The organism is Arthrobacter oryzae (assembly GCF_031454875.1).
GTDB classification, from domain to species: Bacteria; Actinomycetota; Actinomycetes; order Actinomycetales; family Micrococcaceae; genus Arthrobacter; species Arthrobacter oryzae_D.
This window is the reverse complement of the sequence record NZ_JAVDRQ010000001.1, coordinates 80145-105277: the sequence shown is the minus strand read 5'-3', so window position 1 is coordinate 105277 and position 25133 is coordinate 80145. Positions and strand designations below refer to the sequence as shown.

General features: G+C 65.1%; 21 protein-coding genes and 1 pseudogene. 15 read left to right on the top strand and 7 right to left on the bottom strand.

Annotated features, from left to right (window positions below; translation table 11 throughout):
- The first annotated feature begins 165 nt into the window (after positions 1 to 165).
- A complete protein-coding gene (locus J2805_RS00500; RefSeq protein WP_309967557.1) occupies positions 166 to 471 on the top strand; it encodes a hypothetical protein in 306 nt (101 codons plus the stop codon).
- Positions 471 to 1889 (top strand): alpha/beta hydrolase family protein, encoded by a 1419-nt coding sequence (locus tag J2805_RS00495; protein ID WP_309967554.1) that lies wholly within the window; start codon positions 471 to 473, stop codon positions 1887 to 1889. Before J2805_RS00500 ends, J2805_RS00495 begins: the two co-directional genes overlap by 1 nt.
- A 41-nt stretch (positions 1890 to 1930) precedes the next feature.
- Here the strand turns inward: J2805_RS00495 and J2805_RS00490 are convergent, their stop codons facing one another.
- Positions 1931 to 2356, bottom strand: a complete 426-nt coding sequence (locus J2805_RS00490; RefSeq protein ID WP_309967551.1) for a phage holin family protein — start codon at positions 2354 to 2356, stop codon at positions 1931 to 1933.
- Between the two features lie 60 nt (positions 2357 to 2416).
- Here J2805_RS00490 and J2805_RS00485 point away from each other — a divergent pair, with 60 nt between their 5' ends.
- From J2805_RS00485 to J2805_RS00470, 4 genes are all read left to right on the top strand, one after another.
- Positions 2417 to 3535: a histidinol-phosphate transaminase gene (locus J2805_RS00485; RefSeq protein WP_309967548.1), complete on the top strand. Its 1119-nt coding sequence runs from the start codon at positions 2417 to 2419 to the stop codon at positions 3533 to 3535.
- Between the two features lie 148 nt (positions 3536 to 3683).
- Complete coding sequence (gene pdhA / locus J2805_RS00480) at positions 3684 to 4919, top strand: pyruvate dehydrogenase (acetyl-transferring) E1 component subunit alpha (protein WP_309967545.1); 1236 nt, start codon at positions 3684 to 3686, stop codon at positions 4917 to 4919.
- Entirely contained in the window at positions 4919 to 5899 is a 981-nt protein-coding gene (locus J2805_RS00475) for an alpha-ketoacid dehydrogenase subunit beta (RefSeq protein WP_309967543.1), read from the top strand. Before pdhA ends, J2805_RS00475 begins: the two co-directional genes overlap by 1 nt.
- Positions 5900 to 5952: 53 nt before the next feature.
- The gene (locus J2805_RS00470) at positions 5953 to 7530 is read left to right on the top strand and encodes a dihydrolipoamide acetyltransferase family protein (protein WP_309967540.1); all 1578 of its coding nucleotides are present in this window, start codon (positions 5953 to 5955) and stop codon (positions 7528 to 7530) included.
- Between the two features lie 121 nt (positions 7531 to 7651).
- On the opposite strand, the gene J2805_RS00465 is transcribed toward J2805_RS00470, so the two are convergent.
- The gene (locus J2805_RS00465; protein ID WP_309967538.1) at positions 7652 to 7990 is read right to left on the bottom strand and encodes a hypothetical protein; all 339 of its coding nucleotides are present in this window, start codon (positions 7988 to 7990) and stop codon (positions 7652 to 7654) included.
- A gap of 228 nt (positions 7991 to 8218) precedes the next feature.
- Between J2805_RS00465 and J2805_RS00460 the strand changes: the two are divergent.
- Positions 8219 to 8595: pseudogene (locus J2805_RS00460) on the top strand (AMP-binding enzyme); the annotation flags it as partial.
- Here J2805_RS00460 and J2805_RS00455 read toward each other — a convergent pair.
- Positions 8592 to 9023: a universal stress protein gene (locus tag J2805_RS00455; RefSeq protein ID WP_309967535.1), complete on the bottom strand. Its 432-nt coding sequence runs from the start codon at positions 9021 to 9023 to the stop codon at positions 8592 to 8594. The pseudogene J2805_RS00460 and the gene J2805_RS00455 overlap by 4 nt on opposite strands.
- Before the next feature lie 109 nt (positions 9024 to 9132).
- Entirely contained in the window at positions 9133 to 10425 is a 1293-nt protein-coding gene (locus tag J2805_RS00450) for an aminotransferase-like domain-containing protein (RefSeq protein WP_309967532.1), read from the bottom strand.
- A 124-nt stretch (positions 10426 to 10549) separates the two neighbouring features.
- Here J2805_RS00450 and J2805_RS00445 point away from each other — a divergent pair, with 124 nt between their 5' ends.
- Positions 10550 to 11395 (top strand): isocitrate lyase/PEP mutase family protein, encoded by an 846-nt coding sequence (locus tag J2805_RS00445; protein ID WP_309967529.1) that lies wholly within the window; start codon positions 10550 to 10552, stop codon positions 11393 to 11395.
- A gap of 89 nt (positions 11396 to 11484) precedes the next feature.
- Here J2805_RS00445 and J2805_RS00440 read toward each other — a convergent pair whose 3' ends face one another.
- Both J2805_RS00440 and J2805_RS00435 read right to left on the bottom strand, forming a co-directional pair.
- Entirely contained in the window at positions 11485 to 12315 is an 831-nt protein-coding gene (locus J2805_RS00440; protein ID WP_309967526.1) for a GerMN domain-containing protein, read from the bottom strand.
- A gap of 203 nt (positions 12316 to 12518) precedes the next feature.
- Positions 12519 to 13085: an NAD(P)H-dependent oxidoreductase gene (locus tag J2805_RS00435; RefSeq protein ID WP_309967523.1), complete on the bottom strand. Its 567-nt coding sequence runs from the start codon at positions 13083 to 13085 to the stop codon at positions 12519 to 12521.
- 277 nt (positions 13086 to 13362) lie between these two features.
- Between J2805_RS00435 and J2805_RS00430 the strand changes: the two genes are divergently transcribed.
- From J2805_RS00430 to J2805_RS00400, 7 genes are all read left to right on the top strand, one after another.
- Entirely contained in the window at positions 13363 to 15378 is a 2016-nt protein-coding gene (locus tag J2805_RS00430; protein WP_309967520.1) for a hypothetical protein, read from the top strand.
- A gap of 91 nt (positions 15379 to 15469) precedes the next feature.
- Positions 15470 to 16120, top strand: a complete 651-nt coding sequence (locus tag J2805_RS00425) for a TetR/AcrR family transcriptional regulator (RefSeq protein WP_309967517.1) — start codon at positions 15470 to 15472, stop codon at positions 16118 to 16120.
- A gap of 360 nt (positions 16121 to 16480) precedes the next feature.
- Positions 16481 to 17467 (top strand): ABC transporter permease, encoded by a 987-nt coding sequence (locus J2805_RS00420; RefSeq protein WP_309967514.1) that lies wholly within the window; start codon positions 16481 to 16483, stop codon positions 17465 to 17467.
- A 2-nt stretch (positions 17468 to 17469) separates the two neighbouring features.
- Positions 17470 to 18438 (top strand): ABC transporter permease, encoded by a 969-nt coding sequence (locus tag J2805_RS00415; protein ID WP_309967511.1) that lies wholly within the window; start codon positions 17470 to 17472, stop codon positions 18436 to 18438.
- The gene (locus J2805_RS00410; RefSeq protein WP_309967508.1) at positions 18435 to 20675 is read left to right on the top strand and encodes a dipeptide ABC transporter ATP-binding protein; all 2241 of its coding nucleotides are present in this window, start codon (positions 18435 to 18437) and stop codon (positions 20673 to 20675) included. Before J2805_RS00415 ends, J2805_RS00410 begins: the two co-directional genes overlap by 4 nt.
- Positions 20676 to 20726: 51 nt before the next feature.
- Complete coding sequence (locus J2805_RS00405; protein ID WP_309967506.1) at positions 20727 to 22436, top strand: ABC transporter family substrate-binding protein; 1710 nt, start codon at positions 20727 to 20729, stop codon at positions 22434 to 22436.
- Positions 22437 to 22718: 282 nt separating this feature from the next.
- A complete protein-coding gene (locus J2805_RS00400; RefSeq protein ID WP_309967504.1) occupies positions 22719 to 23816 on the top strand; it encodes a Gfo/Idh/MocA family protein in 1098 nt (365 codons plus the stop codon).
- A gap of 136 nt (positions 23817 to 23952) precedes the next feature.
- Here the strand turns inward: J2805_RS00400 and ald are convergent, their stop codons facing one another.
- Positions 23953 to 25071, bottom strand: a complete 1119-nt coding sequence (ald, locus tag J2805_RS00395; protein ID WP_309967501.1) for an alanine dehydrogenase — start codon at positions 25069 to 25071, stop codon at positions 23953 to 23955.
- Between the last annotated feature and the right edge of the window lie 62 nt (positions 25072 to 25133).

The following is a 25133-nucleotide window of genomic DNA, read 5'->3' as shown; positions in this document are numbered from 1 at the left end:
CGTGTGACTTCCCCTCCTCAGCCTTGGCAGCCAACCCCGGCGTCCGGATTATCCACATGGACGACGCCGGCAGTTCCACACCGTGGTTGCGTTCCGTAGCGTCGGGACCACCGAATACGCCGGAACCGGCAGCCATTGAACGGAAATGAGCAGGGGGAAATGGAAATGAGCGGCAGCATCACCGCGGCGGACGCCAACGCGTGTGGCTCGCAGAGCTTCGAAGTGCAGCAACTGGCCTGGCGGGTTACCGACTTCGCCTACAGCCTCGATACCTCAATGCTCAGGTTCCGGCGAGTGCAGCTGGCCGAGTGGCAGTCGCCGGCAGGGCAGGCGTACCGCACCGCCATTTCGTTACAGGCGGCTGCGCTGGGGCGGGCAAGGGAGCGGCTGATGGCGGCTTCGGAAGCTGTGCTGCGCCACTCCCGGCAGGTCCCGGTCTCCTCCCAGCGGACGCCCGGAGGAGGTTACTGATGGCCGAGGCCACACCGTCCGGAAGCGGTGGTTCGCTGCTTCCGCTGGAACCTGCAACGGACGGGGACATGCGAATCCGCGGCGGGGTCGGAGGCATCTGTTTCCAGCTGGAGGAGCTCATGGCGGGTGCGGCTGAATTGGAGGGCCTGGCCGACGAAATCGCCGCGGTTGAGATCGGCGTCCGGCGGATCTGGGAAGAGCTGTGTCCCTACCAGTACGATCCTCGGCCCAGCGGCACCGCGGCGCTTATCGCTGTCGGTGAAGGCGGCCAGGCGGTCCGCGCCGTCCGGGAAGAGCTGCAGCACCTCAGCAGCCAGGTGCGGGCGACCCACCGCGACTACGAGGCCGCGGAGTCACGTGCTGCAGCAGGTATCCGCCAGCCCGAGGACGGCTGGGGCTTCCTGCCCCTGTTGTTTGTGGATCTGACTCAATCCAACTACCTGAGCAAGGATGCCGCCGAGGCCCTGGCAGTTCCCCTGTCGCTCGCAATGGCGTTGGGCATTGCCCCCAAGGAACTGGCACTTGCGTTGGCGGCCGAAATGGCCGCCGGACGGAATATTTCCGCCATCGGCCCGTTGATCCGCCGGCTTGCGGAAGGCTCCTTTCCCATGCTGAAGCCCCGGCCGGTCGCCGCGGTCGAGGAAGTCACCCGTGACGTCGCTGTTGACACGTCGCCCGCGGGCCTCCTCGCCAGGCTCCGTGAGGTGGATGCCGCAGGCCACGGAAAGATTGAGGTTGTCCAGGTTGAGAATGGCGGACGCAAGGCGTTCGTCGTCATCATTCCCGGCACCCAGCCCGGGCACCCGCCAGGGGGCACCAACCCGCTGGATGAGGCGGGGATCGCAGAGGCCCTGGGTTACGGCTCCGAACACTTGAATGCAGCCGTACTCTCTGCGCTGCACCAGGCAGGTGCCGCCAAGGGGGATCAGGTCGTGGCGGTGGGTTACAGCCAGGGCGGGGCGCATGCCATGAACCTCAGCAAAGATAAAGCGTTCCTGGCCGAATTCGACCTCAAATACGTTCTGACAGCCGGATCCCCGGTTGGTGGAATCACGCCGCAGCCCGGAGTCACCTCGCTCCATCTGGAACACCGCCAGGACTGGGTCCCCGGCAGCGACGGATCTCCCAACCCGGACACCCGGGACAGGGTCAGCGTGACACTGACGGGCAGGGCGCTCACCCTGCCGGGTGAAGACCCCGGGCTTGGACCTGGTCACAAACTCGCCAATTACGAAGCAGGGGCCAAGGCGGTTTCCGCGAGCGAAAATCCCTCCCTGGTAGCGAATACGGCCGTCCTGGCCGGTGTCCTGGGTGCCGGCGGAGCCGGGAAGGCGACGCGCTTTGCCGTCCACCGTGAAACGCAGCCAGCCGGGCCGAAGGCGGGCCCGGCTGACATCAGGCCCGCAGGAGGACGTTAGCCCGGCGGCGGGACCTGCGGGCAGCAACCGCAGCGCAGGATTTAGCGGCGGACTCCGGTGATCCTGCCGGCCACGAGGGAAACCACGGTGATGATGATGGCTGCCAGTACGGCAGTCCAGAAAAACGAGTCGATGGTGAAGTGCACCGGGGTGTAGCTGCTTAGCCAGGACGTCAGGTAAAGCATGGCTGCGTTGATGATGATCGTAAACAGCCCCAGTGTCAGGATGGTGATGGGCAGCGACAGCAAACTCACGATGGGGCGCACCAAGGCGTTGACCAGGCCGAAGATCAGGCCGATGAACAGGTAGGCAAGGACCACTCCCAACGGGTCCGTTCCCTGCGTGACGCCGCCCTGGGCTACGGCTTCCGTCGTCGCGGTGGTGGAGATGTCCAGGCCGGGCAGGATCCAGCTCGCGATCCAGAGGGCCAGGCCGTTAATGAGGACCCGCACGATGAAAGAAAACATGGCCCCATGCTTTCACACAGCTGAGGAAACCGGCAGGGACAGCGAAGTAGGCTAGTTGGCATGACTTCAGCAGAGAACGCCGCGGGGGGAATCAGGCCCCGGCCGGTTGTGGACAGGCTTCCCCGCTACGCCGCCGGCAAGCCTCCCGCCGCCGTGGAAGGCCTTGAGAGCTACAAGCTTTCCTCCAACGAGAATCCGCTTCCGCCCATTCCTGCAGTGTTGCAGGCCATCGCGGACCAGACGGACTTCAACCGCTACCCGGATCCGCTCAGCAGCAAGCTCCGGGGCGCTCTTGCGAAGTTCCTGGACGTTCCGGCCGAGGACATCGTCACCGGCGCAGGCAGCCTCGGCGCGCTCAACCAGTTGCTGGTGACCTTCGCCGGTCAGAACGACGACGGCAAAGCCGACGAGGTTATCTACGCCTGGCGGTCCTTTGAGGCCTACCCCATCTGCGTTGGGCTTGCCGGGGCGGAGAGCGTCCGGATCCCCCTGACCGCCGAGGGCCGCCACGATCTGGACGCCATGGCTGCCGCCGTGACGGCGCGAACCAAAGTCATCCTGCTGTGTACGCCCAACAACCCCACCGGTCCCATCCTTGAAAAGGGGGAAACCGAAACATTCATCCGCCAGGTACCCTCCGACGTCGTCGTAGTCATCGATGAGGCCTACCAGGAGTTCGTGCGGGCAGAAGAAGCCGTGGACGGCATCGAGATGTACCGCAAATACCCCAATGTGGTGGTTCTGCGGACCTTCTCCAAGGCGCACGGCCTGGCTGGCCTGCGCGTGGGATACAGCGTCTCCAACCCGGACCTTACGCAGCACCTCCGCGTGGCCGCCACGCCCTTCGCCGTATCCCAGATCGCCGAGCGGGCAGCCATCACCTCGCTGCAGAACTTCAGCCAGGTTGTAGAAAGGGTACAAAGCCTCGTCAACGAGCGCGACCGCGTCACGGCCGGACTGCGGAGTCTCGGCTGGTTTGTGCCGGACGCCCAAGGCAACTTCGTGTGGCTCGATCTGGGTGAAAACAGTGCGGAGTTCGCAGCGCTGGCGGGAGCGGAAGCCCTTTCGGTCCGCGCATTCGGCAACGAGGGCGTCCGGGTGAGCATCGGCGAGGTGGAAGCGAACACCCGTTTCCTCCAGCTCTGTGCAAACTATACAAAGCCGCCACGGCGTTCCTAGCGCTTAACATAGCGCCCGGCGCGCGCCTACTGCGGATAAAGTAAGGATCAGTAAGCCAAAATATATGCCGGAACGGGAATGTATTCCTGTCCCGGCATATATCCCAGCGATATTGCGACGCACTCAGTGCGGCAAGCGAGGAGACGGTATGGGCGCCACACATCTGCCCGCTACCGAGTTCGACGGAACCGGGGTAGACGACCAGCTCGAGGCGGAAGCCGAGGCTGCTCTGGGAGAGCCTTCAGCGCCCATGGTCCAGCTCTTGGGGCCGGACGGGACTCTGGGCGAGGATTCAGTGTTTTCCGAATACGCCAACCGCATCGACGCTGAAAAGCTGCGCGGGTTCTACGCGGACATGGCAGCTATTCGGCGCTTCGACCAGGAGGCCACCGCGCTGCAGCGGCAGGGCCAGCTGGCGCTCTGGGTGCCGCTCACCGGCCAGGAAGCCGCCCAGATCGGCTCCGGCCGGGCTAGCCAGCCGCAGGACTATATTTTTCCCACCTACCGTGAACACGGCGTCGCCCTGACCCGCAACGTTGACCTGGCGGAGCTGCTCCGCCAGTTCCGCGGAGTGTCCAACGGCGGCTGGAACCCCAAAGACACCAACTTCCACCTGTATACCCTGGTCCTGGCAGCCCAGACCCTCCACGCAGTGGGCTACGCCATGGGCATCCAGCGGGACCAGCAGCTCGCGGCGGCGTCGGATCCCGCGGGTACGGAACCTCCCGCCGCAGTCATCGCTTACTACGGGGACGGCGCCAGCTCCGAGGGCGATGTGCATGAATCCATGGTTTTCGCGTCCTCCTTCAAGGCCCCGGTGGTCTTCTTCTGCCAGAACAACCACTGGGCCATCTCCGTGCCCAGCACCGTGCAGACACGCGTCCCGCTGTCCAACCGGGCGAAGGGCTACGGCTTCCCGGGCATCCGCGTGGACGGCAACGACGTCATTGCCGTGCACGCCGTCACCGAATGGGCGCTGGATCATGCCCGCCAAGGAAACGGTCCGGTGCTCATCGAAGCCTTCACCTACCGTGTGGGTGCCCACACCACGGCGGACGACCCCACGAAGTACCGGCAGTCCGCTGAGGAGGACGCCTGGCGGGCTAAGGATCCCCTGGCCAGGCTGGAAAAGTACCTGCGTACGGAGGGCCTCGCCGACGACGCCTTCTTTGCCAAGGTCAAGGCCGACGGCGACGACCTTGCAGCGTATGTCCGGCGCACCACGCACCACCTCGAAACGCCGGACATCCGGTCCGCGTTCGCCAACACGTACGTGGAGCCGCACCCGCTCGTAGCCGAGGAACTGGCGTGGTTCGAGCAGTACAGCGCCGGCTTCGACGACGACGCCGGATCCGAAACTGCAGCAGGAGAGGCGGCGAACTGATGACCACCATGACCATTGCCAAGGCCATCAATGAAGGCCTCCGCGCAGCCCTGACGAACAACCCCAAGTCACTGCTCATGGGCGAGGACATCGGCCCGCTCGGCGGCGTCTACCGGGTCACGGACGGCCTGATCGCAGAGTTCGGCCCCGAGCGCGTTGTGGACACCCCGCTGGCTGAATCCGGCATCATCGGCACGGCAATCGGCCTGGCCCTGCGCGGCTACAGCCCCGTCTGCGAAATCCAGTTCGACGGCTTCGTCTTCCCGGGGTTCAACCAGATCACCACGCAGCTGGCCAAGATGCATGCGCGCAGCAACGGCAACCTCACCGTTCCCGTTGTCATCCGCATTCCGTACGGCGGCGGCATCGGTTCGGTGGAGCACCACTCCGAATCCCCGGAGGCGCTGTTCGCGCACACGGCGGGGCTGCGGATCATCACCCCGTCCAACCCGCATGACGCCTATTGGATGATCCAGCAGGCTGTCGAATGCCAGGATCCCATCATCGTCTTCGAACCCAAGCGACGCTATTGGCTCAAGGGCGATGTGGACGTGGAGGCGCCGGGCAGTGCGGAAGATCCGTTCAAGGCGCACGTGCTGCGCGAGGGGACCGACGCCACGGTGGTGGCTTACGGTCCGCTGGTTCCGGTGGCGCTGGCCGCGGCCAATGCCGCGGCCGAGGACGGCCACAGCGTCGAAGTCATTGACCTCCGGTCCATCTCGCCGATCGACTTCGACACCGTCACGCAGTCCGTGCAGAAGACCGGCCGCCTCATTGTTGCTCACGAGGCACCCACATTCGGCGGCATCGGCGGGGAAATCGCGGCCCGGATCAGCGAGCGGGCCTTCCTGTCCCTCGAGGCCCCGGTGATCCGGGTGGGCGGGTTCCACATGCCCTACCCCGTGGCCAAGGTGGAAGAGGACTACCTGCCGGACATCGACCGCATCCTTGAGGCGCTGGACCGCGCCCTCGCCTACTGATGACCACCTGCTGACGACTGCCTACTGATGACGCCTTCCAAACCGAGGACCCCATGACTGTGAACAAGTTCAACCTCCCCGACGTGGGCGAGGGACTCACCGAGGCCGAAATCGTTTCCTGGAACGTCAAGCCCGGCGACACCGTCGCAATCAACGACATCCTGTGCGAAATCGAAACGGCCAAGTCCCTCGTGGAGCTGCCTTCTCCGTTCGCCGGCACGGTCACCGAGCTGCTGGTGCCGGTAGGCGTGACCGTCGACGTCGGGACCCCGATCATCAGCGTGAGCGATGCCGTTTCCGGCGAAGACCCAACGCCGGCGGATGTGCCTCCCCCCGCGGTGCCGGCGACTCCTGCTGTCCCGGCGGCTCCGGTCGCTGAGGCGCCCCTCTACGGAAAGATTCCAGGGGACGACGGCGGGACGCCAGGTGCGCAGCCGGCAGCTGCCGGCAGCGCCGCCGGACCGCTGGTGGGCTCGGGCCCCAAGGCCGACGCCGTCAAGCGCCGCCCGCGCAAGGGTTCCCCATCCGCCGTCGCCTCGCCAGTGGCAGCCGCAGTGAAACCGCTGACCGAAGAGGCGATGCCGGCGGCCAGGCCCGCCCCGGTGGTTGAGCCGGTCGAGACGCAGGGCATCTGGATCAACGCCGGTGCGCCGTCCGCCCAGGATGCTGCGGCTACCACCCAGGAAGGCGCAGCCCGCGCCACCCTCGGCGGTACCATCAGCGGCCTCGTCAATCGGGTCCTGGCGAAACCTCCGGTGCGTAAAATCGCCCGGGATCTGGGCATCGATCTTGCAGACGTCGTCGCCACCGGCGCGCGGGGCGAAGTCACCCGGGAGGACCTGGTGAGCTACCAAGCGCAGCGCGACGCCGAGGTGGACAAGGCGGACACCTTCTGGGGTAAGTCCGGACGGCCGCAGGACCAGCGCATCGAGCGGATTCCCGTCAAGGGCGTCCGCAAGGCAACGGCCAAGGCCATGGTGGAGTCCGCGTTCGCGGCCCCGCACGTGAGCATCTTCGTGGATGTCGACGCCAGCCGCACCATGGAGTTCGTCAAGCGGCTGAAAGTGTCGCGCGACTTCGAGGGGATCAAGGTTTCCCCGCTGCTGATCCTGGCCAAAGCCGTGATCTGGGCGGCAGCCCGCAACCCGAGCGTCAACGCTACATGGGTGGACAGCCCCGACGGCAGCGATAGTGCTGAAATCCACGTCAAGCACTTCATGAACCTGGGCATTGCGGCGGCCACCCCCCGCGGCCTGATGGTTCCGAACATCAAGAACGCCCAGGACCTCTCGCTCAAGGAACTGGCCCTGGCACTCAATGATCTGGCCACCACGGCCCGCGCCGGGAAGACCCAGCCTGCCCAGATGCAGGGCGGCACCCTTACTGTCACCAATATCGGCGCTCTTGGCATCGACACAGGCACGCCGATCATCAACCCTGGCGAAGTGGCCATCGTGGCCTTCGGCACCATCAAGCAGAAGCCCTGGGTCCTGGACGGCGAGGTCATTCCGCGCTGGATCACCACCCTGGGCGGTTCGTTCGACCACCGCGTTGTCGACGGCGACCTCTCGGCACGCTTTATGGCCGACGTGGCAGCCATCCTGGAGGAGCCTGCACTCCTGCTGGATTAGGGCTTCCGGCCGGATAGGACCTCCCGGACCGGACTGGCCAAGCAAAAGGAACCCCGCCGCTGGAATTTCAGCGGCGGGGTTCCTTTGCGTCAGTCGCCGGAAGCCAGTCCGGCGGACCGGCCTAGTACGCAGGGTACGTCGAGAGCAACTGTGCCAGGGCAGGATCGGACGACATGCCGCTGAGGCCCACGGCCGCTGCGATCATCGCACCGGAAAGCCCGGTGAGGCAGGCCGTGACCACCGCGAAGAACTTCCAGTCGTTGCGCATGACGCTCCGGACGGTCTCGGGCAGGTCCAGGCCGGGCGTAATGAGGTTGGGTGCGCTGTCCGTAGAGCCGTCGTCGAGGAACGCGATCACCCGGTCATTGGCGCGGTCCACGCGCATGGTGCTGATGTGGTTGCCGTGGCGGGCAAGAAGGATGTCGTGGCCTACGAGCTGGCGCCGCTGAAGCGTAAGCATAATGTTCCCTTGAAGTCGTCGATACTCGGATGTCCGCACCATCGAGTACTCCTCAATTTTACCGTTGAAAACCGCGTCATTCCGCCGAAAACGGGGTGAGGCTGCCCACCCGGGGGAGTGACGCCGGTCTACCTGGATGCCCCCAAGGCTTGACATGCCGGACGTTCCGGTAAGCTCGGTGGGCTTCACGGCGCCCAACATGGAATGCCGCCTGGTGGACCCCCTCACGGCTTCCTGCACACCGGCGACATCGCGACCGTCCGCGCCGACGGCGTGGTGACCATTGTGGACCGGCTCAAGGAACTCATTAAATACAAGGGTTACCAGATCGCCCCGGCGGAACTCGAAGCACTGCTGTTGACGCACCCCGGCATTGCGGACGCCGCCGTCATCGGAACGCCCGACGCCGACGGTCAGGAAGTGCCCATGGCCTTCGTTGTGCGGCAGCCGGGAGAGCATGGGCAGGCGCTCGATGACGCGACCGTGATCGACTTTGTGGCCGCCAAAACGGCACCTTCAAGAAGATCCGCCGGGTGGAGTTCATCGAGGCCGTACCCAAGTCCTCCTCCGGGAAGAACCTGCGGAGGCTCCTGAAGGACGGTTAGTCGGCGACGTCCGTCTTGGCGATGTACACGTCGCACGGCGCGTTGTGGGCCACGCTGTTGGCGACACTGCCCAGCACCCGGCCGATCCCGCGCATCCGGCGGTTACCCACCACGATCATCTGGGCGTCGAAACGCTCGGCTTCCCTGATGAGGGCTTCCGCGGGCTTGCCCCGGGCCGAGGAATACGTGACCTTGAGGCCCTCCGAATGCAGCTTCGACGCAACGTCCTTGGCCACTTTCTCCGCCTCCCCGGCATCGGAGACGATCCAGCGGTCACTGCCGCTTCCGTAGACCTCTGTGCGGTCGCTGTCGAAGGCAGTGACCACGTGAAGGGTCGCCCCGAGGGACACAGCCAGCCCCTGCGCTGTTTCCGCGGCCCGCATTGCAGTCTCGCTGCCGTCAACGCCGACAACAATAATTCCGGTCATGCTCGTGCTCCTTAGGGATCGGTCAGTTTAGCCACTACGCATAGTGAATATGCCAGTGAATCATGGCCCTACCGAACCGATGCTCAGCGCCGTATGGCCATGATTCAGGCTACAGCGCCTCGATGGCGTCCCGTAGTACCGGTGCGAGTCTCCGCACTCCCTCGGCGATGGTTTCGGGGGGAACGGCGCTGAACGCGAGGCGCAGCTTGTTGGACGGTTCATCCGAATGGGTGAAAGCCGCTCCAGGGATGAACACAACGCCCGCGTCGATTGCCTTGCGCAGCAGTGGATACGTGTCCACGCCCTCGGGGAGCGTCACCCAGACGAAGAAACCGCCCTCGGGCCGGGTCCAGCTCAGCCCCTCCGGCATGTACTCCGCCAGGGCTGTGAGCATGGCCTGGCAGCGCTCGGCGTAAAGCCCGCGGTAGGTTTCGATCTGCCCCTTCCAGTCATACTCCCGCAGATAGGCCGAGACCAGCATCTGGTTCAGGGTGGAGGGGCACAGCGTCACCGCTTCGGACGCCAGGTAATAGCGGCGCTGAAGGTGGGCCGGCACCAGGGCCCAGCCGATCCTCAGGCCCGGGGCAAAGATCTTCGAAAAGGAGCCCATGTAAATGACGTCGTCGGGGTTCGCGGCCCGCAGCGGAGCCAGCGGTTTGCCGTCAAAGCGCAGCAGGCCGTAGGGATTGTCCTCCAGGACCAAAATATTCGCTCTGCGGCATATATCGACGATTTCCTGCCGGCGCTCCTCCGCCATGGTTATGCCGGAGGGGTTATTGAAATTGGGGATGGTGTACAGGAACTTGACGTTCTTGCCGGCAGTCTGCAGGGCGGCAATCCGGGCTTCCAGGAGATCCGGAATCAGGCCGTGCTCATCCATGGGGACGGTGGCCACCTCCACCTGGTAGGCCTCGAATGTGTTGAGTGCGCCAACATAGGTGGGGTCCTCCACCAGCACCACGTCGCCGGGATCGCAGAACACCTTGGTGGCCACGTCCTGGGCTGACTGGGAACCGGCGGTGACCACCACGTTCCGGGGATCGGCGTCGAGGATTCCCTCCGCCGCCATAACGTCGCAGATCTGGGTGCGGAGCTCTTCGGTCCCTTGGCCGCTGCCGTACTGGAGTGCCGTCATGCCCTGTTCGGCGATGATCTTCGCGGCCGTCTGGCCGAGCCGTTCCAGCGGAAGGGACTGCAGGTAGGGGCTGCCGCCCGCCAGCGAAACGAGGCCGGGGCGCAGGGAGATATCAAAGACATCCCGGACTGCGGACTGCTTGATGTTGGCTGCGCGCTCCGAGAAAAGTTCATCGTGGCGGTGGGCGGACGTGGCCGCTCGTTCGATTGCGTCAATTGCTTCGGCCGGCAGGACATCTGCCGCGGCATCAAGTGTTTCGTGGGTCACACTGTCAGGATACAGCCACATGTTGTCAATTAGGCAACGTTTGTTCACGGATCTTTCGGGAAACGTGTCCGGGCACGGCCAGCAATTGCTTTACCTTGGGCGACGCAGGGCATGGAATAGACCCATGACTATGCACAGCCACCTCACCCCCCTGGCCGCGGCCTTCCACGCACTTCACGCGGACGCTGCGCCGCTGGTCCTGGTAAACGTCTGGGACGTTGCGTCGGCCCGCCTGGTGGAGGAAGCAGGGGCGGCTGCGCTGGCCACCTCCAGTTCGGCTGTGTCCTGGAGCCTCGGCTTTCCGGACGGAAATCACCTGCCGCGTGAACTCGCCATGGCGGCTGTTCGCCGGATCGCGGCATCCACGGCATTGCCGGTGACGGCGGACATCGAGACCGGTTATGCGAACGTCGACGGCGCGTTCGATGAAGGGGAGCTGCGGGAGACCGTCCGCAGCGTCCTGGCTGCCGGAGCGGTCGGCGTGAATTTTGAGGACTCCGGCGAGGAGCCGCTAACGGGCGTTGAGGAACAGGCGCGCCGCATCGCCGTCGTCCGCCGGACAGCGGAGGAAGCGGGGATTGACCTGTTTATCAACGCGCGCACCGATACCTACCTGTCCGGCAGTTTTCCGGATTCAGCTTTCGCCGAAACCGTCCGCCGTGCGGACGCCTACCTGGCCGCGGGTGCCAACGGAATATTCGTCCCCGGGGTGCAGGATCTGCATGTACTCCACGACCTGTCCCGCCGGATTGCCGCGCCCCTCAACGCCTTGGCCGGACTGGGCGCGCCCTCCGTGGGTGAACTGCACGACGCCGGCGTCCGCCGGATCAGCATCGGCGGCAACACCGCAAAGGCTGCCTATGCCACCGTGTCCCGCGTGGCCGAAGATGTGCTCGGGGACGGCAACTGGTCCGAGTTGGCCGGGGCCCGAAGCCACGCGGCCATGGATGACCTGTTCCGGCGTGACTGACCTGTTTGTACGGCGTTGCTTGGCCGGCGAGCCGGGGAGCAGCATCCCGGCCATGCCGAAGGCCGCCGCGTACTGTGGGCAGCCCCGTCCTAGCGGAGGCTCAGGACCTCTGCCAGCCGCCGGCCGTCCACGTAGATCTCTGCCCGTGCCGCACCGACGGCCGAGACGGCTGTGTGCGTGAGCTGGGCTTCCAGGCGGGGGATGTCGCAGGTGCCGCCCGGCCGGATGGTGCCGGTCAGGTTCACCACCACGGTGGTGCTGTCGAAGTAGGCGGACACATACTCCAGGTCGGAGCTGTCCAGGGAGTTGTACAGTCCGGCCGGGGCGTCACTGCCGCCGAGCAGGATGGTGAGGGACGTCCTGAGCGGTTCGGCCGCCGCGGCGGGGCTGTGGAAAACGGCCACCAGGCTGTCGTTGCACCCGAAGCGCACGCCGGAAGTGCCGCCGTCGTCCAATGCTACGTAGTACACGGGCGTACCTCCGGGCAGCTTGCCGGGCAAGGCCGCCTGCCCGCCCGCTGCTGTTGCTTCCGGCGCGGGCACGGTTCCCGAGCCCGAGCTGCCCGAGCTGCCGGAGCTGCCCGAGGCGGCGCTGCCTGAAGCCGTTTCCCCGGGCAGCGGCTTTTCGCTGGCGGACCCGTCAACGGTCGCGGCGCCACCGCCGTTTGCGCCTGCCTGGGGTGCGACGCCGGCATCCGTAGGCTTCATCGCAGGGCCGGAAGCGGCGGACGGCACGGGCGTGGGCTCGAGGGACGGGGACGCAGGTGGCGGCGGCAGTGGCCGAGGTTCCGGCAGGCCGCCCGCCTGGGCAGCGGTGCTTTCCGTGGACGGGCCGTTCGGCAGGGAACACGATCCGAGCCACAGCGGAAGTATAAAAGCGGCAGCAGCCGCACCTGCCCGGATCCCAGGCGTGAACTTCATGAACGCACCGCACTTCCAGCTCTCGCACGTCCCCGTCTCAACGTTACGGCTGTGGTGCTGTGGGCGGAATATGTGCTGAGTGACGGTTTTGCGTCAGCTCAATCACGGAATGGTGACGCAAAACGCCCCCGGCAGTTGCCGGAGGCGTTTGGGGCGGACTGACGGGGAATGCCGGTCCGGCAAGTGCGAGGTTCCGCGGGCGATCAGGCTGCTTCGGCTGCAGTCCTGGCGACGGCCAGGGCGTCGAAAACTCCCTTGATCTGCTCAACAACCTCGGCGTCGTCCTTGGGGTGGACTTCGGCGAAGCGGACCATCGAGCCGGGAACGGCCAGCTTGGCATCCTCGAGGACCACCGCGCCGGCGATGCCTACCGCCTTGCGGGCCTCGTCCTGGGCCCAGACGCCGCCATACTGGCCAAATGCGGTGCCGACGACGGCGGTGGGCTTGCCGCTGAGGGCGCCGGCGCCGAACGGGCGGGACAGCCAGTCGATGGCGTTCTTGAGCGAGGCCGGAACGGTGCCGTTGTGCTCGGGGGTGACCAGAAGCAGGGCATCCGCATCATTCGCGGCGGCGCGGAGGGCAGCGGCGGCGGCCGGAACCTGGCCTTCGACGTCGATGTCCTCGTTGTAGAACGGGATATTGCCCAGACTTTCGTGGATAACAACCTCAACCTGCTCCGGCGCATTCAGCTGGATGGCTTCGGCGAGCTTCTGGTTGGTGGATTCGGCGCGCAGGCTGCCGACCAGCGTAAGTACGGTGCTCTTGGACATATGAACTCCTTGTGTCTGGCCGCGGGAGATCCGCCGGCTGATGATTCTGGAGGCCTGTTCGGGCCTTCACTGTGCTAAACGGACCGTGGTCCGCATATTATTCCCCGGGCCCAAAATCTTTTGGTGTGGCCTTCATCTCAAACCGCCCTTGGGTCGCCGCTGGACTAGACTCAAGGGCGGTCGCCTGCGCGGCAGCGGTTCATGATCACTGGGGAAGGGCTGCGTCCGAGAGGGTGCATCCCGCTGATAAGTTCCCCGCCTAGCCCACGGAGTCGATGTGCCCCACCCCTTGGAGATGGCCGAACGCCATGCGGCCGCGGCTCAGGGCCGTCCCAACCTGATGAGGAACCGCAAGGGCCTTGCTGCCTTCCTCGGGGTGATCGTGTTGGCCGGGTTCCTGCTGCTGGTCCAACTGCAGCCTCTCCACGGATGGTGGCTCCTGGCACTGACGGGCTTGCTGGCTATGGCGGTGCCGACCTCCCGCGGACTGTCCCAGCGGATAGTTGTCCTGGGCTGCCTGTACTTTGGAGCCGTCCCCTTGCTGTGGTGGGTCCCCGTCCCCCCGAATTTTCCGGGTTGGGGGCAGCTGCTCCTGGGATGCCTTCTATCCGGACTGACAATGTGGGTCGTTGGGTCCGACAACCGCAAAGTGGCGGTGGCCGCGCTCGCCCCCTCCGTGGGCAAGGCGGACTGCCTGCTTGTGGTCGCTGCAGCCCTGGGCGGAGCAGCGTTGTTGCCCTATTTTCTCGTCTTCACGGGCCCCGAGGCCTTGGGGCTGCTGCTGGCCAGCTGGGACAACTCTTCACACTTCAACATGTACAACATGCTCCGAAGCCACGGCACGGTCATCCCGATGGCCGGTCTTTCGGACACCGGCCATCCGTGGAGCTTCATTGAGTATCCGCAGGGATTCCATGCGGCCCTCGCAACCATGGCCGACCTCGTGGTGGGGCATTCGCCGGGCCCCCTGGGCATCGAACTGGTGAGCTACAGCCGGCTGAGTTCCCTCGCTGCCGTCGGAGCAACAGTGATGGTGACGGCCGGACTCACGTCGTTGCCGTGGATCAGGGAGCGGCCACTGATGTGTACGCCCTTTGTCGTACTGGCCATCACAGCGTGGTCCTTCGGCACCGCTTCCATAGCCACGCTGCACGCTTTCCAAAACTTCCTCGTTGGTGTTGCGCTGCTGGCTTGCCTGATGATCGCCGTATCCTTCGCCGAATCCCTGGCCAGGCCGGTGGTTTTCGCTACTGCAGCTGCCGCGGTGGTCGGAATGGCCAACACGTGGGCGCTTTTGCTGCTTCTGGTGGTGCCCCTGGCCATATTTGCCGTCTTCCCGTGGTCCCGGCAGCGGTGGCAGGGGACCCGGGCGGGGTGGTTAACGAACGGTGCGACGGCGGCAGCGGCCTTACTGGGCCTGCTCCTCGTTGGCCTGCAAATCTCCCGAATCCAGACCGGTACCGTTGTGACCGCCATAGGCCGGGTCCCGAGTTCCACCCACGGCGTCGAAATTGCCACATTTCTTGTCGCTCTGGCGGCGTCAATATTGCTGGTTCACGGAAACTTCAGGCTATTCCTCGCCGGTCAGGGAAAGCTGCCTGCGGCCGCCAGGCTCATTGTTGTCCCCGTTGTTGGCCTGGCATTGGTTGTTGCAGTCGGGGCCTATCAGATCATCAGTGCGGGAAAAGTCAATTACTATTCGCTCAAGCTGGCCTTGGCGATAGAGCTCATCCTGCCAATAATTGCCTGCGTCGCCGTGACCGCCCTTGTGGGCCGATGGCTTGCGTCGCAAAGGTACGGCCGGCCCAAGGGCCTGGCGGTTATGTCGGCTCTCGCCGCCCTGGCGTCCACGCAGGTGTTCGGGCTGACTGTCCAGGATACAAGGCCGCTAGGCATGGATCCGATGACGCCGTATCAGCAAGGGATGTCCACGATAGAGGCGCACACCAGCAAGAACGCTGAGGCCGCCGCGGAACTCTTCCGCGACGCAGAGTCCCATTCGGCGGACCGGGGAGATGCGATGTACATCATTAATTCCGAGCAGATCGATCCCCTTCTGGCAGCTACGTGGTACCTGTCGCTGACCGGTACCCTCAACCAAAATACGAACAGGCTGGTGGAGGAGTTGCGGCCCCTCCACGAGGGGTATGGCGGAAATCTTGCCGTAGTCGCGGAAAATGTCCTGGGAGCTGATCCCGACGTTTCCGTGGTCCTTGATCCGGCCCTACGCGACTTCCTTGCAGCCGAAGGATTGCCCCACGACCTGCTCGTGCGGACAATCAGCGCGAATTGAGTGAACTCCCCGATTTGGCTGATGCCGTGAATAATTCCTGCCCCATTTTGGGCTGCGGTCCGGGCATTAGCCCGGGGCTAGAATACTTCGTGTGAGCCTCATCCCAATCCGCTCCGGATCGCCACTCGGCGGGGAAACGGAACGCAGCGACGCCGCCCGCAACCGGGAACTGCTGCTCAGGGCTGCCCGCGAACTTATTGAAGAGTGCGGGGCGGACGGCCTCACTATGGACCGGCTGGCAGAGCGCGCGGGGGTGGGCAAGGGCACTGTTTTCCGCCGCTTCGGCTCCCGGGCCGGGCTGATGATGACACTCCTCAGCGACTCCGAGGCCGCCTTCCAGGGCAGGTTCATGTTCGGCCCCCCGCCCCTGGGTCCCGGCGCTCCTCCGCTGGATCGGCTGGTGGCGTTCGGTGCTGAGCGGATTGCGTTTGTCCTGGAGTTCGGGGAACTCGCCCGCGCTGCCGACTCGTCCGCCTATAACCGCTTCGACGTACCGGCTGCCGTGCTCTGGCACCGGCACATCGAGATGCTCCTGCGCACCGCCGGCGTAACTGCGGATCCGTGGCTTATGGCGATGTCGCTGAGCTCCACCCTGGACCCGGAGCGGCTGCTCCACGCCGTGCGGGTGCATCATGTGGCTCCGGAGCGGCTCGCGGAGTCCTGGCGTGAACTCGTCACCCGAGTGGTCAGCTGTCCCGAGCCGAGCCCTCAGGCGGACTCCACTTCACCGGGCGGGGATTAAACCGTGGGACGGCGTCCGGCCAGCCAAATCAATGCTCCGGAGTTGTTCATAACGATCCGGTACGGGCCTCCCAGTTTCCGCGGCCGGGCGCTCCGGAGAGATGGGCCAATGTGGTAGTTTCCTCTGGAATGTGACCCGCAACATAGTCCACCAGGGCAAGCCCCAAAAGGGCGCGCGGACCGGCCAGACACCCGCTGGCCATGATCCCGGATCGGCGGTGGAACCCCTGCCGGATGGGGGACGACGGAAGGATCGACTGCTGTGAATGTGGAACTGAAACCGGGCCGGGAGGCCATCTCCGAAGGGCCTCCGACGCTGCGCGGCGCGAAACTGGCAGCGGCGATCCAGAGCTAAACAGATATGTTCCGGTACCTCGCCAAACGCGCAGCCACCTACCTGCTCATGATCTTCCTGACCACGACGGCGGGATACTTCCTCGCCGTCAGCACCCTCCAGCCGGCGCTGCTGGAACAGGAACGCATTCCACGGCCCACCCCCGAGCAAGTGGCCAACTCCTTCCGACTCAAAGGCCTCGACCCGACGCTAACCCCTTGGGAACGCTACGTTGACTGGCTCACGGGGATCGTCACCCGCTGGGACTGGGGACGGAGCCCCAACGGCGCCTTCATCAACGCGGAGTTCGGTGACCGGGTGTGGATCTCCACCCGGCTCTTCCTGGCCTCCATCGTGCTCACCCTCATCATCGGGGTGGCGCTGGGCGTGTACACCGCCGCGCGGCAATACAAGTTCCAGGACCGCGTCATAACGTCCTACAGCTACCTCGTGTACATCGTGCCCGCGCCGATCGCTTACTTCCTGGTCCAGCTCGGTGCCATCAACGTCAACGAAACCATCGGCGAACGGATATTTTTCGTCACGGGCATCTCCACTCCAGGGCTGGAGGGGAACGCCTGGGTCCAGTTCGCCGACATGCTGGCCCACTACACCGTGCCCACGCTGGCCATCACCCTGGTGGGCTGGGGTACATACCAGATCGCCCAGCGCCAATACCTGCTGGACAACGTCAATGCCGACTTCGTCCGCACGGCCCGCGCCAAGGGGCTCACCCGCAACCAGGCCATCACCCGCCACGCCCTGCGCGTCTCGTTCATCCCCGTCGCGCAAAGCATCGCATTCACCATTCCGGCCATCTTCGCCGGAGGGTTCTTCGCCGAGAAGATCTTTGCCTGGCCGGGCGTCGGCTCGTGGAGTATCGACGCCATCGCCCTGCAGGACGTTAATGCGGCCACCGCCACGCTCGCGTACGGTTCAGTCATTTTCGCGATCGGGGCCATCCTCGCTGACTTCGCCACTACCCTTGTCGACCCCCGTGTGAGGGTGCAGTAGCCATGACCAATTTGAACGCGATCGACCCCGCCGCCGTCGTCGAGGAAGCACGGATCGAAAACGACGACGTCGTGATCGCCAAGTCCGCAATCATCCTGCGGCGCTTCCTTCGGAACAAGACAGCCGTCGCGGGCCTGGTCATTTTCCTCGCGCTCACCGTCCTCTCCTTCGTGGGCGGCTCGTTCTCCGCTTGGGACAAGGAAACCATCGACCCCTTCAACATCGGCATGCCGCCGTCCGCCGAGCACCTGCTGGGAACATCCCAGGCCGGCATCGATCTTTACGCACTCATGGTGGAGGGCACCCGGATCTCCATCCTCATCGGCCTGGTGGTCGGCCTCGTCTCGGTGCTGATCGCCGCCGTCTATGGCTGCACGATGGCCTACTTCGGCGGCAAAGTGGACAAAGTCATGCTGTTTGTCCTGGAAGCCCTCATCATGATGCCGGCGCTGCTGGTGGTGGCCGTTGCAACCAGCGGCGGCGGCAGCGGCCTGCGGGAGAACCTTCCCAGCTGGCTCCTGCTGATCATTGTGCTCCTGGTCTTCAGCTGGATGGGCACGGCCCGCCTGATCCGCTCCCTTTCGATGTCCCTGATGCAGCGTGACTTCGTCAAGGCCGCCCAGTACATGGGCATCCCCGCCCGCCGGATCGTCTGGCGCCACCTGGTCCCCAACATCGGCTCCCTGCTGGTCCTGGACATCACCCGCGGTGTCACCGGCGCCATCCTGGCCGAGGTCGCGTTCTCCTTCATCGGCATCGGCATCAAGGTCCCGGACGTGAGCCTGGGCGTCCTGATCAACCAGGCCACGTCCCAGGTCCAGACCTTCCCGTGGATGTTCTGGGTTCCGCTGGGGGCAATGTTCCTGCTGACAGGGTCGCTCGCCATGATGAACGACGGCCTGCGTGATGCGTTCGACCCCAGTTCCAGTTCCGGTGGCAGCGCCAAGAGTGCGAAGAAGAAGAACAAATGAGCAGTGACACCACCGCCGGCGCGGAAATGACCGCGGAGCACCTGCACATCGCCGGGCTGCATGCACCGGGTGATGCCCCTGCGGATGCAGTCCTGTCCGTACGGGACCTGAACGTCAGATTCAACTCGGAGAACGGCGTGGTCCACGCGGTCCGCGGCGTGGACTTCGACCTCCTTCCCGGCAAGACGCTCGGCATTGTGGGCGAGTCCGGCTCAGGCAAATCCGTGACCTCCCTGGCCATCATGGGCCTGCTGCCCGCGACCGCCGGGGTCACGGGTTCGGTCAGGCTGAACGGCACGGAACTGCTGGGCCTCAGTGACAAGGCCATGTGCCGGTACCGCGGCAACGACATCGCCATGGTCTTCCAGGATCCGCTCTCCTCCCTGACCCCGGTGTACACCGTGGGCCATCAGATCATCGAAGCGCTCACGGTCCACCACCCGAAGATGAGCAAACAGGCAACGGAGGCCCGCGCCGTCGAGCTCCTTGGCATGGTGGGAATCCCCAGCCCCAAGGACCGGCTGAAGGCGTTCCCGCACGAATTCTCAGGCGGCATGCGCCAGCGTGTGATGATTGCCATCGCGATCGCCAACAACCCGCGGGTGCTCATCGCTGATGAGCCGACGACGGCGCTGGACGTCACCATCCAGGCACAGGTCCTGGAGGTTCTGCATACCGCGCAGGAGGAGACCGGTGCCGCCGTCGTGATGATCACCCACGACCTCGGCGTGGTTGCCGGCATGGCGGACGACATCATGGTGATGTATGCCGGAAAGCCGGTGGAAACCGGCAGCGTTGACGACATCTACTACAACCCGCGGATGCCCTACACCATGGGCCTGCTGGGCGCAGTGCCCCGCGTGGACGTGGCGGAAAAGGCGTCGCTGGTGCCCATAGACGGCATCCCGCCGAACCTCATCCACACGCCCACCGGATGCTCCTTCGCGCCGCGGTGCCCGCTCGTGAGCGACGCCTGCCTGCACGGGGAGCCGGAACTGTGGCCGGTCACGGGGCCGCGGCGAACAGGGAACGGATTGCCCGGCAACGGAACCCACAAGGCCGCCTGCATCAAGACGGACACCCTCGGCGCCGACGTCAACGTCCACGAGATCTTCCGGGCCCCTGCCGTTCCGGTATCCCGCTTCGACGCGGTGCCGCGGCTGGAACGCAGGACTGTCCTGGAGCTCAAGGACATCCGGAAGCACTTCCCGCTGCTGAAAGGATCGCTCATCAAGCGGCGGATCGGCACCGTGAAGGCCGTGGACGGGCTGAGCTTCGACATCCGCGAGGGCGAGTGCTTCTCGATTGTGGGCGAGTCCGGCTGCGGGAAGACCACCACCCTGCTGGAAATCATGGAGTTCCACAAGGACCAGGACGGCGAGGTGACCATCGGCGGGCTCAGCAACAAGGCAGCCTCCGACGCCAGGACCAAGAGCGCCATGCGCAAGGAACTCCAGATGGTGTTCCAGGACCCCACCGGCGCGCTGGATCCGCGTTTCACTGTCTTCGAAGTGCTGTCCGAGCCGCTTGAAAACGCCGGCATGGCCAAGCCCGCCATCCGGAAGCGCATCATGGAGCTGATGGAGCTGGTGGGCCTCCAGCCGGACCACGTCAACCGGTTCCCCAACCAGTTCTCCGGCGGCCAGCGCCAGCGCATCGGGATAGCCCGCGCCCTCGCCGTCAATCCCAAGCTGGTAGTCCTCGACGAACCCGTATCCGCACTGGACGTCTCCGTGCAGGCCGGCGTGATCAACCTCCTGGACAAGCTCCGCGCAGAGCTGGGCCTGAGCTACCTCATGGTGGCCCATGATCTCTCCGTGGTGCGCCACATCTCCAACCGGGTAGCCGTGATGTATCTTGGCAAGATCGTGGAAATCGGTGATGTGGACAATGTCTTTGACAACCCCCGCCACCCCTACACCCGGGCCCTCCTGTCCGCGATCCCCGTGCCGGACCCCCGGCTGGAACGGACCCGTGAACGCATCATCCTGCAGGGCGACCTCCCGTCACCTCTTGATGCGCCCAAGGGCTGCAACTTCGCGACCCGCTGCCCCGTGTTCGCCGCGCTCCCGGCCGCCAAGCAGGAAAAGTGCCTGACGCTCGAGCCGCCCCTGGAGTCCGTTCACTCCCCGCAAGCGGCCCCCGCGGCCGCAGCGGGGCCGGACCAGCAGTTCGCCTGCTTCTTCCCCGACGGCGAACTCGATGCGGACATGCTCGTCGTCCACGAAAGTCCATGACCCGCCCCATCCCCACAGCACCAATCTCGCACCAAAAATGAAGGGAAAACCATGAAGAACCTGACCAAGATTGGCGGGGTGGCCGCCGTTGCGGCAGCGCTCGCGCTCACGGGCTGCGGCGGAGGCGGGACCCCCTCCGGGCCCGACGCCGGCAAGGGCCAGGACGCCGGCAGCGACCTCACCAAGCTGATCAGCATCAACGCCAAGGACGCCAAGGACCTGGAACCGGGCGGTACCGTGACGCTACCGCTGGGCAGCATTGGACCGGTCTTCAACGGCTTTTCCAACACGGGCAACAGCGGGGACAACACCGCGCTGCACCGTCCCATCGACGGCGCGGGCACGTGGGGCTGCTGGAACTTCGACTTTGACGGCACGGCCACACCGAACAAGGACTTCTGCGAGGAGGTCAAGAGCGAAGTCAAGGACGGCAAGCAGACCATCACCATCAAGGTGAACGAGAAGGCCACGTACAACGACGGCACACCGATCGACGTCAAGGCCTTCCAGAACACCTGGAACATGCTCAAGGGCGAGAACAAGGACATCGACGTCGTCACCTCAGGCGCGTACGAATTCGTTGATTCCGTCAAAGCCGGGTCCAGCGACAAGGAAGTCGTGGTCACCACCACCCAGCCGGTGTACCCGCTGGACGCCCTCTTCTCCGGCCTCATCCACCCGGCCGTGAACACGCCGGAAATCTTCAACACCGGCTTCACCGGTGAGCTGCACCCGGAGTGGATGGCCGGACCTTTCAAGGTGGACAAGTACGACAGCGCCGCCAAGACTGTGACGCTGGCCAAAAACGACAAGTGGTGGGGCGCCAAGCCCGTGCTCGACAAGGTGGTGTTCCGCCAGCTGGAGACCAGTGCCCAGATTGCAGCGTTCAAGAACGGCGAAATCGACGGCGTCTCCGCCAACACCATCACTCCGTACAAGCAGCTCGAGGGCACCAAGGATTCCGAGATCCGCCGGGGCCAGCGGCTCTTTGCCGGCGGCCTGAACCTCAATGCCCAGAAGGCCCCGCTGACCGACGTCGCCATCCGCGAGGCGATTTTCACCGCGGTGGACCGCGAAGCCCTGCGCAAGGTCCGCTTCAATGGGCTGAACTGGGAAGAAACCAGCTCCGGCTCGATGATGCTGCTCCCGTTCTCCAAGTACTACCAGGACAACTACCCGGCCACGGAAACCGGTCCTGAGGCCGCCAAGAAGGTCCTGACCGATGCCGGCTACAAGCCCAATGCCGCAGGCATCATGGAGAAGGACGGCGTTCCCGCCGCCTTCAAAATCAGCAACTTCGGTGACGATCCCACCACCCTTGCGTTCGCACAGACCCTGCAGAAGCAGCTCCAGGCCGGCGGCATGGACGTAGGAATTGACCAGCGCGCCTCCGCCGACTTCGGCAAGGTCCTGGGCAGCCGCGACTTCTTCCTGAGCGTCTCCGGTTACGGAGTGGCCGCCGACGCAACGGACACGGTCAAGCAGTTCTATGACTCCAAAACCAACGAAAACGGACTCGGCGATGCCGAACTCGACGCCGAGATCAAGAAGCTCAGCTCGATCGAGGACAACGCGGAGCGCAATAAGGCAGCCATGGAAGTCGAAAAGAAGCACATGGCCAAGTACTTCTCCATGGGTGTGGTGATGAACGGACCACAGATCTCGTTCGTGCGCAGCGGCCTGGCCAACTACGGACCGTCCCTGTTCAAGAGCGCTTCGCAGGTTCCGGACTGGACCACCATCGGCTGGGAAAAGAAATAGCTGCAGCCCCGTAGTCCCCGCATATAGCGACGGCAGCACTGCGTCGACGCAAAGGCCGGCATTCCCGTGATCTCTTCTCACGGGGGCGCCGGCCTTCGCCATCCCCGGCTCAGCTGCCGACCCTCTCTCACTTCTCGCCGCTTTTTTGGCGACCCTCTCTCACTAGTTGCCTGATTTTGGACGATCCTCTCTCCCTTCCTGCGCGATGCGGCGCATGAGGTGAGAGAGCGTTGGGCCGCCATCTGCAGGAAGTGAGAGAGCGTCCGGGGGTAGCGTAGGTCCATGAGCACAGAAGCAAACCCCAGCGCCGCAACAACTAAGCCCGGGATCCGCACGGCAGTAGCCGGTTATGGATTGTCCGGCCGCGTGTTTCACGCGCCGCTGATCGCCGCCAACCCGGCGTACTCCCTGGACGTGATTTCGACGTCCGACGCCGGGAGGCAGGCCGAAGCGGCCGGCAGCCACCCAGGTGCGAAGCTTGTTGACACCCCCGATGACATCCTGGCGCTCGCCGGAGACCTTGACCTCGTAGTCCTCGGGACGCCGCCGGCCACCCACTATCCGCTGGCGAAGGCCGCCCTGAAGGCGGGTCTCGACGTCGTCGTGGATAAGCCGTTTGCGGTGCGGAGCGCCGAGGGCCGGGAATTGATGGACCTTGCGGCGCGGCTGGGCCGCGTGCTCACGGTATTCCAGAACCGTCGCTGGGACGGTGACTACCTCACGGTAAAGGGCCTGGTGGCAAGCAGCGCCCTGGGCGCTGTGACCCGGTTCGAGTCGCGGTTCGAACGCTGGGCTCCGGAAGTCTCCAAGGCCTGGAAGGCGGACGCCACGGCGGATGAGGGCGGCGGCGTCCTGTTCGACCTCGGGACGCACTTGGTGGACCAGGCGCTGCAGCTCTTCGGACCTGCCGTCGTGACGCATGCGGAACTCCTGGCCCGGCGGCACGGAGAAAAAACCGATGATGACGTGTTCGTGGCCCTGCGGCATGAGTCGGGCGTGGTAAGTCACCTGTGGATGAACATGCTCTGCGCCCAGCAGGGGCCCCGCTACCGGCTCCTCGGATCAGCGGGCGGCTACACCAAGCACGGAATCGACCCGCAGGAGCCGTACATCGTGGCCGGCGGCAGCCCGCTCGACGCCGAGTACGGCGTTGAGGACAAGGACTGGGCCGGCCTCCTGGGCCGGGACGGCCACCTGGACCGCCTGCCCACCGAACGCGGCGCCTACCCTGAGTTCTACCGGATCCTGGCAGACAAGATCAACGACGGCGGAGCAGCCTCGCAGCTCCCGCTCCCAGTAGACCCGGCAGGCCCGGTCGAAGTCCTCAAATTAATAGAAAAAGCACGCGAACTGGCGAGGCATAACCCTGTTAACGCCTGAACGGCGTCCATCCGGAAGCGTGCTCCCCACCAGCACCCTAGCCTCGCAAGCTCGGCCAGGGAACCCTTCTGGCGTGGGCCCTGCGACGAAGGAGCAGCACGCGGGGATGGACGCCGTTCAGGCGTTAGGTCACGAGTTACGCCGAGACCAGTTCGTGCCAGTCCGCTACGAGGGGCAGGTCGTGCGCTTCGGAGACGGAGTGGTGTGCCACGTGTCCGGCAGCGATGTTGAGGCCGGCCGCGAGGGCTGGGTCCTTCTCGAACGCGGCCTTCACGCCGAGGTTGGCCAGGGCCACGCCGTAGCGCAGGGTCACGTTGGTGAGTGCGTACGTGGACGTGTTGGGGACGGCGCCGGGCATGTTGGCCACGCAGTAGAAGATGGTGTTGTGCACCTTGTACGTGGGTTCCTGGTGCGTGGTGGGGCGGGTGTCTTCGAAGCAGCCGCCCTGGTCCACGGCGATGTCGACGAGGACGGAGCCGGGCTTCATCCGGGAGACGAGCTCGTTGGTGACCAGCTTGGGTGCCTTGGCCCCCGGGATCAGCACGGAGCCGATGACCAGGTCCGCGTCCACCACGGACTTTTCGATCTCGTACTTGTTGGACGCGACGGTCTTCAGGCGGCCCTGGTACTGGGCGTCGAGTTCGCGCAGGCGGTTGATGTTGATGTCAAGGATGGTGACGTCGGCGCCCAGGCCCAGGGCCATGGCGGCGGCGTTGGTGCCGGCAACACCGGCACCCAGGACAACCACCTTGGCCGGGCGGACGCCGGGGACGCCGCCGAGGAGCACGCCTTTGCCGCCGGCGGGGGCCATCAGGGAGGTGGCGCCGACCTGGACGGAGAGGCGTCCGGCAACCTCGGACATCGGAGCCAGCAGGGGAAGGGTGCGGCCTTCCTGGACGGTTTCATAGGCGATGGCGGTGACGCCGGAGTTGATGAGCTCGCGGGTGAGCTCGGGCTCGGCGGCGAGGTGGAGGTAGGTGAAGAGGATCAGGCCCTTGCGGAAGCGGTGGTATTCCGCGGCGATGGGTTCCTTGACCTTCATGACCATGTCGGCGCGGGCCCAGACCTCGTCAGCGTCGGCGACGATCTCGGCGCCTGCGATGGCGTATTCCTCGTCCGTGATGCCCGAACCCAGGCCGGCGCCGCGTTCGACCAGGACAGTGTGGCCGTGGGTGCGGAACTCGTGAACGCCGGCAGCGGTGATGGCGACGCGGAATTCGTTGTTCTTGATCTCTTTGGGGACACCGATGATCATTTTTGGCTCCATCGTTGGGGGCTTTGTGGGCCGGACGTGCGGGTAATCTGTACTTCCAGAAT

Bases quoted from the DNA above. Each gene is read 5' to 3' on its own strand.
- J2805_RS00500 (WP_309967557.1), top strand. From the start codon at position 166: ATGAGCGGCAGCATCACCGCGGCGGACGCCAACGCGTGTGGCTCGCAG.
- J2805_RS00495 (WP_309967554.1), top strand. From the start codon at position 471: ATGGCCGAGGCCACACCGTCCGGAAGCGGTGGTTCGCTGCTTCCGCTG.
- J2805_RS00490 (WP_309967551.1), bottom strand. From the start codon at position 2,356: ATGTTTTCTTTCATCGTGCGGGTCCTCATTAACGGCCTGGCCCTCTGG.
- J2805_RS00485 (WP_309967548.1), top strand. From the start codon at position 2,417: ATGACTTCAGCAGAGAACGCCGCGGGGGGAATCAGGCCCCGGCCGGTT.
- pdhA (WP_309967545.1), top strand. From the start codon at position 3,684: ATGGGCGCCACACATCTGCCCGCTACCGAGTTCGACGGAACCGGGGTA.
- J2805_RS00475 (WP_309967543.1), top strand. From the start codon at position 4,919: ATGACCACCATGACCATTGCCAAGGCCATCAATGAAGGCCTCCGCGCA.
- J2805_RS00470 (WP_309967540.1), top strand. From the start codon at position 5,953: ATGACTGTGAACAAGTTCAACCTCCCCGACGTGGGCGAGGGACTCACC.
- J2805_RS00465 (WP_309967538.1), bottom strand. From the start codon at position 7,990: ATGCTTACGCTTCAGCGGCGCCAGCTCGTAGGCCACGACATCCTTCTT.
- J2805_RS00455 (WP_309967535.1), bottom strand. From the start codon at position 9,023: ATGACCGGAATTATTGTTGTCGGCGTTGACGGCAGCGAGACTGCAATG.
- J2805_RS00445 (WP_309967529.1), top strand. From the start codon at position 10,550: ATGACTATGCACAGCCACCTCACCCCCCTGGCCGCGGCCTTCCACGCA.
- J2805_RS00440 (WP_309967526.1), bottom strand. From the start codon at position 12,315: ATGAAGTTCACGCCTGGGATCCGGGCAGGTGCGGCTGCTGCCGCTTTT.
- J2805_RS00435 (WP_309967523.1), bottom strand. From the start codon at position 13,085: ATGTCCAAGAGCACCGTACTTACGCTGGTCGGCAGCCTGCGCGCCGAA.
- J2805_RS00420 (WP_309967514.1), top strand. From the start codon at position 16,481: ATGTTCCGGTACCTCGCCAAACGCGCAGCCACCTACCTGCTCATGATC.
- J2805_RS00415 (WP_309967511.1), top strand. From the start codon at position 17,470: ATGACCAATTTGAACGCGATCGACCCCGCCGCCGTCGTCGAGGAAGCA.
- J2805_RS00410 (WP_309967508.1), top strand. From the start codon at position 18,435: ATGAGCAGTGACACCACCGCCGGCGCGGAAATGACCGCGGAGCACCTG.
- J2805_RS00405 (WP_309967506.1), top strand. From the start codon at position 20,727: ATGAAGAACCTGACCAAGATTGGCGGGGTGGCCGCCGTTGCGGCAGCG.
- J2805_RS00400 (WP_309967504.1), top strand. From the start codon at position 22,719: ATGAGCACAGAAGCAAACCCCAGCGCCGCAACAACTAAGCCCGGGATC.
- ald (WP_309967501.1), bottom strand. From the start codon at position 25,071: ATGATCATCGGTGTCCCCAAAGAGATCAAGAACAACGAATTCCGCGTC.